Origin of the sequence: Dysgonomonas mossii (assembly GCF_004569505.1) — a bacterium.
GTDB lineage: Bacteria > Bacteroidota > Bacteroidia > Bacteroidales > Dysgonomonadaceae > Dysgonomonas.
The window spans coordinates 955361-970389 of record NZ_SPPK01000002.1 but is presented as its reverse complement, the minus strand read 5'-3'; the positions used below and the strand labels follow the sequence as shown (position 1 = coordinate 970389).

The window sequence follows — 15029 nt, the reverse complement described above, 5'->3', positions numbered from 1 at the left end:
GGTCTATATTTTACAAAGAGTATAAAATTTACCTCCTCAAATATACACTTTTTTCTCTCTGTAAATAATCTTCGATGGAGAATTCAATTACAGATTCACCAGCTGATTCTTTATAGGCAAACATTTAAGAATGACTACTTCCGAACAAGTCGTCCGATATCGGACATTTACAAAAACGATAAACAACTGATTATATACAATTTACATTTTCGGCATACGACTTGATATAAATAGGTAGAATAATAAAACATTAGAAATGGACAGAGAGATACCATTAAGTGAGCAACGCAAAGAAAGACGTAAACAGATCATACGATATGGTGCTATTATAGTAGGTTTGGCAATAGTAGTTATTATCGTAGTAAATTTTCTGCAAGGTTCGATTTCTTCGAAAAATGTAATTATAGGAACTGTTGACAGAGGAACGATCGAAGTAACGGTAAATGCATCGGGCAAAGTGATTCCTCTGACCGAAGAAATTATTGTATCGCCTATCAATAGCCGGATACTGGAAGTATATAAAGAAGCGGGAGATTCGGTAAACAAAGATGAACCGATCTTAAAGCTCGAACTGGCCTCGATAGAAACAGACTACAAACAGAAACTGGACGAAAAAGAAATGAAGAAAAGCAAACTTATCCAGTCTCAAGTGAGTCTCGACAATACTATTTCGGATCTTCAAATGCAACTACAGGTAAAGGATATGAAGCTCAAACAACTACAAACTGAGCTTAAAAACGAAAGATATCTGGATAGCATCGGGGCAAGTACCTCAGACAAGGTACGCCAAGCAGCATTGAACTATGAAGTAGCAAAGCTTGAGCTCCAGCAACTAAAAGAACAAATAGTGAATGAAAAGAAAAATGCATCGGCCGAGGTCAAAGTCCAACAACTCGACCTGAGTATATTCGAAAAATCGCTGGCAGAAAGTGCCCGTCTCTTAAAGGATGCTCGTATATTATCGCCTCAGAGAGCAACGCTTACCTATGTAAATAATCAAATCGGTTCGCAAGTTTCTGCCGGAGCACAAATAGCTATTGTCTCAGACCTGAGTCACTTCAAGGTATTGGCAGAAATAGCAGACAGCTATGCCGAGAAACTCAGTTCGGGAGCTAAAGCCATAATAAAAATCGGACAATTGCAGCTGGAAGGAACGGTGGTAAATATAACCCCTTCGGTAAAGAACGGCGTAATTAATTTCACCGTTATGCTAAAAGACTCGGGTAATTCACGTCTCAGAAGTGGTCTGAAAACAGATGTATATGTTACACATGGAATACAGGATGATGTATTACGAATTCCGAATTCGACGTATTATATAGGAGCCGGAGAATATGAACTGTGGGTAGTGAAAAACGGAGAAGCGGAAAAGAAAAAAATAAAACTAGGCGAAAGCAGCTTCGAATATGTAGAAGTGATAAGCGGTCTCGAGAAAGGCGAACAAGTAATTATATCGGATATGAATCAGTACAAGAACAAGCAAAAATTAAAAATAAATTAATTCTATAATAGGTAATATAATTTTAGGGAGATCTTTTATACTCTTCCTAATTGAAGGAAGAGTATAAAAGTAAATAAAAAAATAATCATACATAAAATATCAGCACTATGTCAATAATCAATTTACAAGGGATTACAAAAATTTATAGGACGAAAGAAGTAGAAACAGTAGCATTGGAAAATGTAAATCTGGAAGTCGAAAAAGGGGATTTTCTGTCCGTTATGGGGCCATCAGGTTGTGGTAAAAGTACTATGCTAAATATCATGGGTCTACTCGATGTTGCAACCAATGGCAAAGTACTCATCAATGGTACAGAAACAAACAAGATGAAAGACAAAGAAATGGCGGAGTTCCGTAACAAAACACTTGGGTTTGTTTTTCAAAGTTTCCATCTTATAAATTCACTAAACGTACTCGACAATGTGGAACTTCCACTTCTTTATCGCAAGTCTGGAGACACTAGCCGCCGCGAATTGGCAAAGCATGTGCTGGAGAAAGTAGGTCTTTCGCACCGTATGAAACACTTCCCGTCTCAACTATCCGGAGGACAGTGCCAGCGTGTAGCCATAGCCCGTGCAATTATCGGTAATCCTCAAATCATTTTGGCCGATGAGCCTACCGGAAACCTTGACAGCAAGATGGGTACGGAAATTATGGATCTACTGTTTGAGTTGAATAACGAAGGTACAACAATAGTAATGGTGACGCACGATGAGCTGATAGCAAAAACGACTAAACGCATCGTTCGTTTCTTCGACGGAAGACGTGTAGAATAAGCCTCCGACTCTTTTTCTTCTCAAAAAAAATAGGCGGTATACGCCCTAAGCATTAAAGTTAGATGAATATAGAATGAATATAAGTTATTTGAAACAAGCTATAAGATCGATAAAGGACAATCCTTACACTGCGCTTATATCCATTATAGGTGTCTCATTGTCTATTTGTATGATCATATCGTTATTAGTTGCCATCCAAGCTAAGGTTATGGATCTGGAACCTGAAACTAACCGATCAAGGTCGTTATATGTAAAATGGGTTGGAGTAAAGGAAAAGAATACAGGAAATTTCGTTGTCGATGGCTTCATGTCAATAAAAACAATCAGAGAATGTTTCTTGTCACTAAAAACACCCGAAGCGGTTACTATTTCTTCCTTTATTCATTCGCATCTGGCCACTCTACCGGGAGGAGGAAATCAGAAAAGATGTTATGTACTGTATACTGATGATACTTTCTGGAAAGTTTTTGACTTTAAGTTTATAGAAGGAAACGGATATAACAAACAGGAGTTAGAATCGGGTATCAAAAAAATAGTCATCAGTAAGCAATTAGCACGTACGATATTTGGAACAACAGAAAATATCATTGGCAAACAAATGCAATTGAGCTTTATAACATATACAGTATCAGGAGTAGTCGAAGATCTTTCGCCGATAACTGTTGCCACATATGCCCATGCTTGGATACCTTATACATCGATAAATAAAGAGCAAAACCTAGATGCTGAAGGAATAACAGGGATGTATAAATGCCAGATTATAGCGCATTCTTCGAAAGATTTTGATGCCATCCGCAAAGAAACAGAACAGCAAATCAGTCGCTATAATACGACATTAGCCAATTATAAGGTAGAACTCTATGGCCAGCCGGATACCCGATATGTAGAAGATCATCGATTTGGCTCAGGGTATCCCGATATGAAAAATTCATACTTGTCGGATATAGGACTGATATTAATTCTGCTAACTGTACCCGCAATTAATCTATCTGGTCTCACATTATTTCGAATGAGAAAAAGAATTGCAGAACTAGGAGTCAGAAAAGCATATGGAGCGACCAACAAAGATCTCATATGGCAGGTATTAAGCGAACAGATGGTATACTCTCTCATTGGTGGAGTACTTGGGCTACTATTGTCCTTTATTTTGGTTCATTTCATAAGTGATTTTGGTTTTAATCAAAATAATTATTTGGGGCTAGATATCAGAGGAGATTTTAATATGTCTGTATTCATTACTCCATTCACATTTCTGACAACGTTTATCTTTTGCCTTATTATCAATTTCTTGAGTGCCGGAATTCCAGCATGGAGAGTATCAGCAGCCCCGATAGTAGAATCTTTAAAGGAGGAATAAAGCATGTTAAAACAAATATTTAGAATAATAATAAATCAACGTAAAAATAACTTCTGGATATTACTCGAATTGCTATTTGTTGCGGTATGCTTTTGGTATATAGTGGATTATATGCTAGTCCTAAAATCTGTAGAAAATATTCCATTAGGATTTAATATAGAGCACACATATCGTATCGACCTAAATGAACGTATACAGGGAAGTGACAATTATATATCTCCCGAAGAAAAGACTACAACTACCGGTGAAGATCTATTATCTATCATGGAGCTTGTCAGGCAACACCCTGCGATAGAATCGGCATCTCTTTCCGTTGCCTCGCAACCCTATGCGGCAACACCATATAGTTTGATCTTCTATAAAAAGCTATTCTATAACAATACAGGAATATCAGCGCAGGAATATAAAGTTACCCCATCGTTCTTTGATGTTTTCAAAACACAATCTACCGATGGTAAGGACTTGAAAAAAGCATTTAATGCAAAATCTGTGATTATATCTTCAAATACAGCTACCGAGCTCGTGAAGAATATTGATCCTGTTGGTAAAAATATACTAATAGGAGAAAACGGATTAGAAAAACAAATAACAGCACAATATGTCCCAATCAGATGGACAGAATATTATAAGGCCAACCTTTCATTCTGTATTTTACTATCAGAAGAGGAGATCATTAAAACTGTAAATCCTGACAATCTATCCCAAATGGAACTATGCATACGTGTAAAAGCCAATATGGATAACGGTTTCACTGATAACTTCATGAAAGATATGGCATCCAAGTTGATGATTGGTAATATATACCTGATGGATGTTCGACCAACTTCATATACAAGAAAAGCTGTAATAATCCCTGTGGAAAGCACGATCAAAGTTAGATCCATCTTATTAGTTTTTTTATTGATCAATATCTTTCTAGGTATATCGGGTGTATTCGGTCTTCGTACACAGCAACGTCAAAACGAATTAGGACTGCGGATTGCTGTAGGCTCTCCCAAAATAAAAATACAAATATTAGTGATTACAGAGGGATTCCTATTATTGTCAATAGTCATGATACCTGTTATAATCATAGCGCTCAATTTCGGACTATTTGAACTTGTACATCTCGATTGGGTAGCATTCACTTTTTTACGCTTTATAATCGGCATATCGATCACCTATGCTATTATGGCTCTGATTATTCTTGTTGGTGTATGGTATCCGGCATACAGGGCTACAAAAATAAATCCGACAGAAGTATTGCGAAACGAATAAAAATTTTGAATAAAACAGAATAATATATGTATAAAATATATTTCAAACAGGCTTTGGGAATGCTGAAACAAAACAAGTTTATCAGCATAATCACTATCACAGGTACAGCATTGGCTATAATGATGGTTATGGTCATCATAGTGACCGACTCCATTAAGCATGTAGATATAGCACCTGAAGTAAACAGAAGCAAGACCTTCTATGTGAAACGCTATACCAAAAAGAGCAAAGATCAAACTAAAAACAGGATATGGCAAAGTACAATCAGCTACGAATTGTATAAAAATTACCTCTCCGAATTTAAAACGCCCGAATATACTACAGCTGTTGACAAGGCATGGAATGGCAATCAGTTTATGGTAAAAAAGGAGAATGCGAACGAACGTTTCTTATCGGAGATCAAAATGGTAGACGCTAGTTACTGGAAAGTACTATCCTTTACTTTTCTGGATGGAAAACCATTTACGGAAGAAGACTTCAAATCAGGCATACGCAACGCTGTTATTTCAGAAAATCTTGCAAAAAAAGTTTTTGGGAACAATGGAGCTTTAGGCAAAAATATAGAAATAGACTTTAACCTATACAAAGTGATCGGTATTATAAAAGATGTGCCCCAGACCTTTACATACGGATACGGAGAAGCGTATATACCATATACCTCGAAGAATGGGTACAACAACAGGAGCTATCATATTTTATACCTATTGAAGGATAAAAAAGACGCAACGGCATTAACGGAGGAAATACAGAAAGCTCAACGAAAATTTGATAGTGGCGACCCCGAAAACAATATAACGTTTCATGGTCCTTACAATCAGAGACAGCTCTCGATGGAAGAAACCAGGGATATGAAACCGGATGAAAAAACAGCCAATAGAAAAATGATATTCATTTTTACCGTTTTGCTTCTCATTCCGGCAGTTAACTTATCCAGCTTTAGTATGTCTCAAATAAAAAGACGAATCGAAGAAATAGGAGTAAGAAAAGCTTTCGGAGCAAAAAAATATATAATACTGATTCAGATTTTGTTCGAAAATCTAATTACAACTTTCATAGGCGGCATTATAGGATTGATATTGTCATACTTCATTGTAATGTGGCTTAAAAGCTGGCTACTAGATGTAGGGGCAGAGAGTGCTATACCAATTCATGCTTTAATATCATACCCTGTATTAGTAGGTGTATTCTTAGCATGCTTTGTTCTCAACCTTCTTTCGGCAGGGATACCGGCATACAGAGCGTCAAAAGCAGCCATAGTTGATTCTTTGAACAAAAAAAACATGTAACAATATGATAAAGCAAATTTTTAAAATAATATGGAGTGAGCGAAAAATCAACATTTGGATATTATTCGAACTCGTACTGGTCTTTTGTATCCTTTGGTTTTGTGTAGATTACATCTATTTTTTCACAAAACGTTACTTAGAGCCAACAGGCTATAATGTAGAACACGTTTACAACATCAATATGGGTATAAAAGAAGAAGGTCATGTACTTATAAATAATGGAACGGATGCTCAAAAAGATTCATTAGTCAACATCGTATGGACTATCGTAGATCGTATAAAGAAATATCCTGATATAGAATATATAAGTCTCTCTTCGGCTGCTGTTCCTTATTCGGGTTCATTTATGAGCAATAAAGCCTCTTTGGATACGATGGTTGATTACATTCAGTTCAAATCGGTTAGTCCTGACTATTTTAATGTTTTTAAAATCAACTTGCAACAAGGACAAGTAGAGAACTGGAATAACACGGATAATATAGTTATCAGTGGGAATAAAGATAATCAATTTTTGAAGCACGATGCCAAACAAATAAAATCACTCGTAACTGGAGATAATGAAAACAAACAAGTAATTGGTGTTGCAGCATCTTCCAAGAGAAGTGAGTTTGACGAACACAATCCGATAGTTTACACATTATTATCCACAAACGACAGGGAAACAGTCTATTTTGACGGAATCGAAATTTGTGTACGGGTAAAAGCCGAAGCCGATAAAAATTTCATTGAACGATTTACAAAAGATATGCAAGAACAAATTGCGATGGATCCTTATTTTTTATCGTCTGTGACATCTATCAGTGACCTTAGAAAAGACTTTATGAAATGGAACAAATACGATAATAACTTCAAAAGTATTTTTTCTATATCATCGTTCCTTTTCATAAATATCTTTCTCGCTGTAGTAGGCACATTCTGGTTTAGGGTACAGACCCGACGTAACGAAATTGGCTTAAGAGTAGCTGTAGGATCAACCCGAATGAATATAAAAGCTTTATTTATTCTCGAAACTCTCTTCTTATTGCTATTAGCCAGTCTTATAGCCACACCGATATGCATAAACATCGCTTTGGCGGATATACTAAGAGATATTGGAGTACCGTCCATAGATAGAGGAGAAGAGCCTATACGGATAAGCCAATATTTTATCAATTATTTATTTACTGCTTTGATCCTGATCACAATATCAATATCTGCAGTACTTTATCCATCGTGGAGGGCATCAAGGATACAACCGGCAGAAGCTCTGCGAGACGAATAAAACAGAAACAAAACAAAGAGTATGAAAAAGATTTTTTCTTCTATACTATTGCTGGCTTTATTTACAGGTTTGCGAGCACAAGATACGATTACAGTAAATCTGCCTGAGGCTATTCAACGAAGTGTCTCTATCTCGGTAGATGCTGTTGTAGCTCGCAACCAATTTAAATCAAGTTATTGGGGATATAGAACATATAAAGCCGAACTGTTACCCGAAGTAACGTTAAATACAACCCTGCCCTACTATTCTAAATCATACAATGCATTTCAGAATTCGGACGGAACATACACATTTGTAAGCAACGACTATAGTAAAATAGACGCAGGAATATCCATATCCCAAAATATCCCATTAACAGGCGCTACACTCTCCGTAGAAAGCAGTTTTCAAAGATTAGAGCAATACGGAGGCAACGGTTCTACAAGATACATGGCAATTCCGGGATCGATAACACTCCAACAACCTATTTTTGGATTCAACCGTGTGAAATGGTTACAAAAAATAGAGCCGGTGAAGTATCAGGGAGCAAAACAGCAATTGGTCGCCGATATGGAAGATGTATCTAATACCGCAATCCAGTACTACTTCAATTTGCTCTTAGGGCAAATAAATATGGAAATAGCGCAGCAGAATTTAAAAAACACAGAGAAGCTCTATACGATAGCCGAAGCAAGAAGAAAAATAGGACAAATTTCAGAGAATGATTTATTGCAACTGAAAGTCTCATTACTAAAAGCGGAGTCATACCTCACAGATGCACAAGCCTCTTTAAGTTCAAGAATGTTTCAGTTGCGTTCCTTCCTTGGGTATGGAGAAGACATTATCATTAAGCCCGCTATACCGGAAGGGCTTCTAAGTAGAATGCCGGTTTTGTCTTATCCGCAGGTGGTAACTTTGGCACGAGAAAACAACCCCTTTACGCAGAATATCCAGAAAAGAATGCTGGAAGCGTCTCGCGATGTAAGCCAGGCAAAAGCAGACCGTTGGAATGCGACATTGTTTGTTTCATTTGGAATGTCGGGACAGGAAGACCGTTTTGCACAAGCCTTCAACAGCAACAAATGGAGAAACAACCAAGTCGTTAATGTTGGTATCAAAATACCGATCTTGGATTGGGGCAAAAGCAAAGGAAAAGTAAAAATAGCTGAAGCTAATCGTGAAGTGGAAAACTCTAAGATAGAAAAAGAGCAGATAGATTTCAATCAAAATGTATATCTTCGTGTACAGAACTTTAATAGTCAGTCGAAGCAATTGGAACTGGCAAAAGAAACAGATATAATTGCACAGCAACGTTACAATACGTCTATCGAAGCGTTTGTATTAGGTAAAATTGATGTATTAAACCTGAACGACTCCCAATCTTCGAAAGATGAAGCCAGACGTAATTATATCGAACAGATGTATCTGCTATGGTCATATTATTATCAGATAAGAAGTCTGACCCTGTACGATTTTTTAGATAATAAAGAAATATCCGCTGATTACAATAAGATTGTTGATTAACTTGAAAATCATTATTTTTATCCACTAGAACGAAGATTTTTATGATACTGATCTGTGACGACGATGCTGCTATACGTTCATCCCTTTCTTTAGTATTAAAAAGGGCCGGATATGAAACAGCGAATGTAACATCCCCGCAAGAGGCAATTGCTTTTGTAAAAGCCACATCTCCCGACCTGATCCTGATGGATATGAATTATACCAAAGGAACAAGCGGAGAAGAAGGACTTACTTTACTGAAGCAGGTAAAAATTTATTGCCCTGACGTACCTGTTATACTTATTACGGCGTGGGGATCTATCAACCTTGCAGTCAGAGGAATACAAGCCGGTGCTTTTGATTTTGTCACCAAGCCTTGGAACAATATGGCGTTACTGAACACCATTCAGACAGCGATACAGTTGAAAGAGGGAAGTGAAAAAGAGGCAGCCGGAAACAACTCACATATCAGTAGCGACGAGACTTTCCGAAATGATAAGATTATAGGCAAGTCTCCCCTCTTACAAAATGTATTCAATACAATTTCGCGCGTAGCCAAAACAAATGCCTCTATCCTTATTACAGGCGAAAGTGGTACAGGAAAAGAACTTATAGCAGAAGCTATTCACGAGAACAGCGACAGAAAAAAGAATCCATTTGTGAAGGTAAACCTAGGGGGTATTTCACAATCTCTTTTCGAAAGTGAAATGTTTGGTCATAAAAAAGGAGCGTTTACCGATGCTCATTATGACAGAATTGGTCGCTTCGAATTAGCAAATAAAGGAAGCATCTTCCTCGATGAAATAGGAGAATTAGATGCGGCATGTCAGGTGAAATTATTAAGAGTGTTGCAAGATAAAACGTTTGAATCGTTAGGTGACAGCAAGCAAAAGCAAGTTGATGTACGTGTCATTAGTGCAACCAATCGCAATCTTGCCGACATGGTCTCTAAAGGCACATTCAGAGAAGACCTGTTCTATCGGATCAACCTTATCACAATAAGAGTTCCGGCTTTGCGTGAGCGGATAGATGACATTCCACTACTCGTAAAACATTTCGCAAAAAAACAAGTCGAAATAAACGGATTAGAAAATATTGAATTTACATCAGAAGCGATTAGCTTCTTGAAAAGATTACCATATCCCGGAAATATAAGAGAATTAAAAAATCTGGTAGACAGAGTTATTCTCGTTTCAGGTAAAAATATACTTACCGATAGCGATTTTAAAGATCAATATACAGCAATCCCCAATTCATCGTATACACTCCCCGACTCTATCTATCCTTTAGATGAGTTGGAGAAAAAGATGATAGAAAAAGCAATGGAACTATATGGTGGTAATCTCTCGAAGGTGGCAACAGCACTAGGCGTAAGCAGACAAGCATTATACAGAAGGCTGGAGAAATATGGAATAAGCACAAATGATTAGGGGCTATGAAATCAAAAATCTTATTCTGGATATTAGCAGTTCTTGTTTTTGGTTCTTTATTAACTGTAGGGTTTGTTTTTTTTAGAACAGACCTATACAAGTTTCTACTTATAGAAGGAATAGCTATCCTTGCTATTATATTTTTTATCACACTTTACTACCGACTTATAAAACCATACCAGATTATTAGCGATGGAATGGAACTACTAAAAGAACAGGATTTTTCTACGCGTCTGCGTCCCGTTTCCGATAGCGAAGCCAACAAGCTGATTGAGATTTTCAATAAAATGATGGATCAGTTGAAAGACGAAAGGCTGCAAGTGAGAGAGAAAAATCATTTTCTTGATTTGCTTATACAAGCATCCCCACAGGGAGTAATCATTTTAGATTTTGACGATAAAATCACAGAGGTTAACCCATCCGGACTACGCCTGTTGAGTATAAACAATATCAATGACGTAAAAAATAAAAAGCTCGATGAATCGGGAATAAATATAGGAGATCAACTAAGCAAACTAAAGCAAGGAGAAGATGTAGTGATACGCAGTTCGGGTATAACAATGTATCGTTGCTCCCGCTCTTCGTTTATAGATAGGGGCTTTGCGCATCCTTTTATCCTCATCGAAGAGTTGACACATGAATTACTAAAGATTGAGAAAAAATCATACGAAGGCATTATCCGTATGATGGCACATGAAGTAAACAATTCGGTGGGGGCAGTAAGTTCTACTCTTAATGTTATCTCGGATATATTACAACAGAATGAAAACAGCGAATTGATCGATGTATTGCCTGCTGTAGACGCATCCTTCGACAGATGTAAGCATTTGGGGCATTTTATCAGTAACTTTGCCGAAGTTGTAAAAATCCCCGAACCATCGGTATCCGATGTAAGCATAAATGAGTTGGCTCGGTCTGTCGAATCTCTCTCCCGAGCAGAATGCTTAAAAAGGAATATAAATCTTAAATTGAGTCTGACTACCGGGAAAGATTTAGCATGTATCGACAGTATACAATTTGAACAAGTACTGGTCAATATTGTAAAAAATGCCTACGAAGCAATAGACAAAAATGGAGATATAAATATCATTACTACCTCTCAGCCTCTTTCCATCACCATTGAAGACAATGGACCTGATATACCGGAAGAAACAAAACAAAAACTATTTACTCCTTTCTTTACTACCAAACAGACAGGTCAGGGAATCGGATTAATGTTTGTTCGTGAAGTCTTGCTTAATCATAATTGCAAATTTGACTTAAAGTCTGAAAATGGTTGGACAAAATTCGAGATCTTTTTCTAACAACAGGCATTTGTATTCATATCTGAGAGATGCGATCACATCGTATCCTTGATATCGGGAGAAATAAAACTATATAAAATAGGGGCATTATACTCTTTCCCTTTTTTTCGTTCGTCCAGTTGAATAACAAATCCTTCCTGAAGTATTTTTCGTTGAAAGTTTCGCCTGTCAAGCTTTTTATTTAAAAATATTTCATGGATCTTTCTCAATTCGGTCATCATAAATTTTTCGGGAAGCAGCTCATATCCTATAGGTATTATTGGCATTAAAAGTTTGATTGACTCTTGTGCCTTTTTTATAATAAGCTCATGATCTGAATACATAGCAGGCAATTTATTTATATCATACCAATGTAATTGCTTTTTTTCGGACACAAAGTCATTTACCTCATCATACTTCACCAAAGCAAAGTAGCCCATTGTTATAAATCGCCTTAACAGCCATTTTCCATCATTCCTTACCGAGCTATATTGAGCTACATAGTCTAAGTTTTGTTTCATGATAGTTCTGTTAGGATCACTAAACAATGCAAATTGCTTTAGGAAAATATTGCTCAACCCGGTATAAAGTTCCAGTATCCTATGTGCCGCTTGATCAGCACTTTCGTCATTAAAAACAAAACCTCCTAATAGAGCCTTATAATTGTTTATGCCAAAATCTCTCAGCAGAACTTTTATTTTTCCCTTGTGAAAAGCTATTATAACACAATCTACCGAAAAGCCTGGGTGCGAGTTCTCTGCGGTATGATCTTCATATGTCAACGTCGTTAAATCTTTCATAATCTAAGCAATAGGCATCTATATCCTCTCAAAATTAATGAGTCTGTAAAATTAGAGAATATATTCCGAATAAAAATATGATTAATAATGTCAAATTGTGTTGTAAAACATATATGCGTATTTTGTACGCACATTAATTTTTTTCTTCAAAATCAATAAATATATTTGCAAAATATACATGCGTTTACATAACGCACCTAAATATAAATATCAATATTATGAAAAAGAAGTATATTCCAATATTCCTACTCGGAATATTGAGTTTGCAATGTACACAGCCAACTAAAACCGATGATTACATCCTTGTAGAAAATAAAGGTGGCCCTACATTAGGGTACTCAGCAGCATCAGGTGTAAAAATCATTACGGTTGACGATCTAAAGTTTAAAGACCTCAACAAAAACGGAAAGCTGGATAAGTATGAAGATTGGCGTTTGCCTGTACAAGAAAGAGCAGAGAATCTCGCTTCACTGATGTCTATAGAACAGATAGCTGGTCTGATGCTATACAGTGCACACCAATCGTTACCGGCTAAGGAAAGTGGGTTTTTAGCAGGGACATACGATGGAAAGTCCTTCACCGAAAGCGAAGCGAATGCTTGGAATCTAACCGATCAACAAAAGAAATTCTTAAAAGAAGATAACCTACGACATGTATTAGTTATGGGTATCCAAAGTCCTGAAGTAGCAGCTCGCTGGAACAATCAGATGCAAGCTTACATAGAAGGTCTTGGATTAGGTATTCCGGGAAACACAAGTTCAGACCCTCGACATTCGGGACAATTGGTTGGATCTTCGAATCCTGAATTCAACGCAGGAGGAGACCGCATATCTATTTGGCCTGATGGGTTAGCTATGGCAGCTACATTTGACCCTTCTATAGTGAAACAGTTCGGAGAAGTGGCAGCTAAAGAATATAGAGCATTAGGCATAGCAACTGCGCTTTCACCTCAAATAGATTTAGGCACCGAGCCTCGCTGGTTCCGTATCAACATGACATTTGGTGAAAGTCCGGAATTGGCAACAGATATGGCTCGCGCTTATATTGATGGCTTCCAAACTTCGGAAGGTAATGCAGAGATTAAAGACGGATGGGGCTACAACAGTGTAAATGCAATGGTAAAACACTGGCCTAGTGGAGGTCCCGAAGAAGGAGGCCGAGACGGGCATTGGGCTTTTGGAAAATTTGCAGTGTATCCGGGAAATAATTTCGAAACACATCTAACACCATTCCTCGAAGGTGCTTTCAAGTTGGAAGGCAAAACGAATAAAGCATCAGCCGTTATGCCATACTATACAATATCATACAATCAGGCAAAAGACGGAACAAACTATGCTAATGGATTTAGTAAGTATATCATAACAGACCTTCTGCGCGACAAGTATGGATATGATGGCGTAGTGTGCACCGACTGGCTGATTACAGGAGATGAAGGGAAATCTCCGGGAGATTTTGCTGGAAAGCCATGGGGAGCAGAAAAACTGTCTATTTCCGAAAGACATTACCTAACCATCATGGCGGGAGTTGATCAGTTTGGAGGCAACAATGATAAAGAACCTGTATTAGAAGCTTATCGCATGGGTGTAAAAGAGCATGGAGAAGAATTTATGCGCAAACGCTTCGAACAATCGGCAGTTCGTTTATTAAAGAATATATTTCGGGTAGGGCTTTTCGAAAATCCGTATCTCGATCCTAAAGAAAGTGAAGCAACAGTTGGTTGCGAAGCATTTATAAAGGCGGGTTATGAAGCTCAACTGAAGTCTATCGTATTACTAAAAAATAAATCGACAGTATTACCTGTGAAGGATAGCAAGAAAACGGTATATATTCCTAAGAAAATAAATCCTTCTGTTAGAGACTGGTGGGGCAATATAACTCCAGAAACTGAGGCAATACCCGTAAATCTTGACTTAGTAAAACAGTATTACAATGTAACAGACAATCCTCAAAATGCAGATTTTGCTCTTGTATTTGTAAACTCTCCGCATAGCAATAGTGATGGTGGAGGTTATGATAAAGAAGATAGAAAAGCCGGAGGAAATGGATATGTTCCTATTTCTCTACAATATGGGCCTTATACAGCTACAGAAGCCAGAAGTCACAGTATCGCCGCAGGAGACCCAGTAGTAGATCCTTCTATAACAGACAGATCATACAAAGGAAAGTCTACAACCGTAGTTAATACAAAAGATTTGAATACAATACTAGATACAAAAACACAGATGGGTGACAAGCCTGTTGTAGCTGTTGTAAACGCTACCAGACCGATGGTATTTAACGAATTCGAAAACAAAGTAGAAGGCATAGTCATTCGTTTTGGTGTATCAGACAAGGCGGTAATGGATATTGTTTCGGGTAAAGCAGAACCTTCGGGTTTACTTCCTGTGCAAATGCCGGCTAACATGGTTACAGTAGAAAAGCAGAAAGAAGATGTTCCTTTCGATATGGAATGCCACACAGATACAGAAGGCAACACTTATGATTTCGGATTTGGACTCAACTGGAAAGGCGTAATAAAAGATGCACGCAACCAGAAATATATAAAGAATTAATACAGACACAGAAACTATTAGTCACCTCAATATACACATTAATT

General features: G+C 37.4%; 11 protein-coding genes. 10 read left to right on the top strand and 1 reads right to left on the bottom strand.

Going from position 1 to position 15029, the window contains the following annotated elements; all coding sequences use genetic code 11:
• The first annotated feature begins 256 nt into the window (after positions 1 to 256).
• The 9 genes from E4T88_RS09435 to E4T88_RS09395 all read left to right on the top strand — a co-directional run bounded on the left by E4T88_RS09435 (position 257) and on the right by E4T88_RS09395 (position 11654).
• Entirely contained in the window at positions 257 to 1501 is a 1245-nt protein-coding gene (locus tag E4T88_RS09435; RefSeq protein ID WP_135105188.1) for an efflux RND transporter periplasmic adaptor subunit, read from the top strand.
• Positions 1502 to 1608: 107 nt separating this feature from the next.
• Complete coding sequence (locus tag E4T88_RS09430) at positions 1609 to 2277, top strand: ABC transporter ATP-binding protein (protein ID WP_006842871.1); 669 nt, start codon at positions 1609 to 1611, stop codon at positions 2275 to 2277.
• Positions 2278 to 2350: 73 nt separating this feature from the next.
• On the top strand, positions 2351 to 3634 hold the full coding sequence (locus E4T88_RS09425) for an ABC transporter permease (RefSeq protein ID WP_135105187.1): 1284 nt from the start codon (positions 2351 to 2353) through the stop codon (positions 3632 to 3634).
• 111 nt (positions 3635 to 3745) lie between these two features.
• Positions 3746 to 4891, top strand: a complete 1146-nt coding sequence (locus E4T88_RS09420) for an ABC transporter permease (RefSeq protein WP_260393678.1) — start codon at positions 3746 to 3748, stop codon at positions 4889 to 4891.
• A gap of 26 nt (positions 4892 to 4917) precedes the next feature.
• Positions 4918 to 6177, top strand: coding sequence for an ABC transporter permease (locus E4T88_RS09415; protein WP_135105185.1), 1260 nt, complete (start codon positions 4918 to 4920; stop codon positions 6175 to 6177).
• A 4-nt stretch (positions 6178 to 6181) separates the two neighbouring features.
• Positions 6182 to 7438, top strand: coding sequence for an FtsX-like permease family protein (locus E4T88_RS09410; protein WP_135105184.1), 1257 nt, complete (start codon positions 6182 to 6184; stop codon positions 7436 to 7438).
• A gap of 21 nt (positions 7439 to 7459) precedes the next feature.
• Positions 7460 to 8941: a TolC family protein gene (locus E4T88_RS09405; protein ID WP_135105183.1), complete on the top strand. Its 1482-nt coding sequence runs from the start codon at positions 7460 to 7462 to the stop codon at positions 8939 to 8941.
• Positions 8942 to 8982: 41 nt separating this feature from the next.
• Entirely contained in the window at positions 8983 to 10350 is a 1368-nt protein-coding gene (locus E4T88_RS09400) for a sigma-54-dependent transcriptional regulator (protein ID WP_135105182.1), read from the top strand.
• Between the two features lie 5 nt (positions 10351 to 10355).
• The gene (locus E4T88_RS09395) at positions 10356 to 11654 is read left to right on the top strand and encodes a sensor histidine kinase (RefSeq protein ID WP_135105181.1); all 1299 of its coding nucleotides are present in this window, start codon (positions 10356 to 10358) and stop codon (positions 11652 to 11654) included.
• A gap of 35 nt (positions 11655 to 11689) precedes the next feature.
• Here E4T88_RS09395 and E4T88_RS09390 read toward each other — a convergent pair whose 3' ends face one another.
• Positions 11690 to 12433, bottom strand: a complete 744-nt coding sequence (locus tag E4T88_RS09390; protein WP_135105180.1) for an NUDIX hydrolase — start codon at positions 12431 to 12433, stop codon at positions 11690 to 11692.
• Positions 12434 to 12651: 218 nt separating this feature from the next.
• Here E4T88_RS09390 and E4T88_RS09385 point away from each other — a divergent pair, with 218 nt between their 5' ends.
• Entirely contained in the window at positions 12652 to 14985 is a 2334-nt protein-coding gene (locus E4T88_RS09385) for a glycoside hydrolase family 3 protein (RefSeq protein ID WP_135105179.1), read from the top strand.
• Positions 14986 to 15029 lie beyond the last annotated feature (44 nt).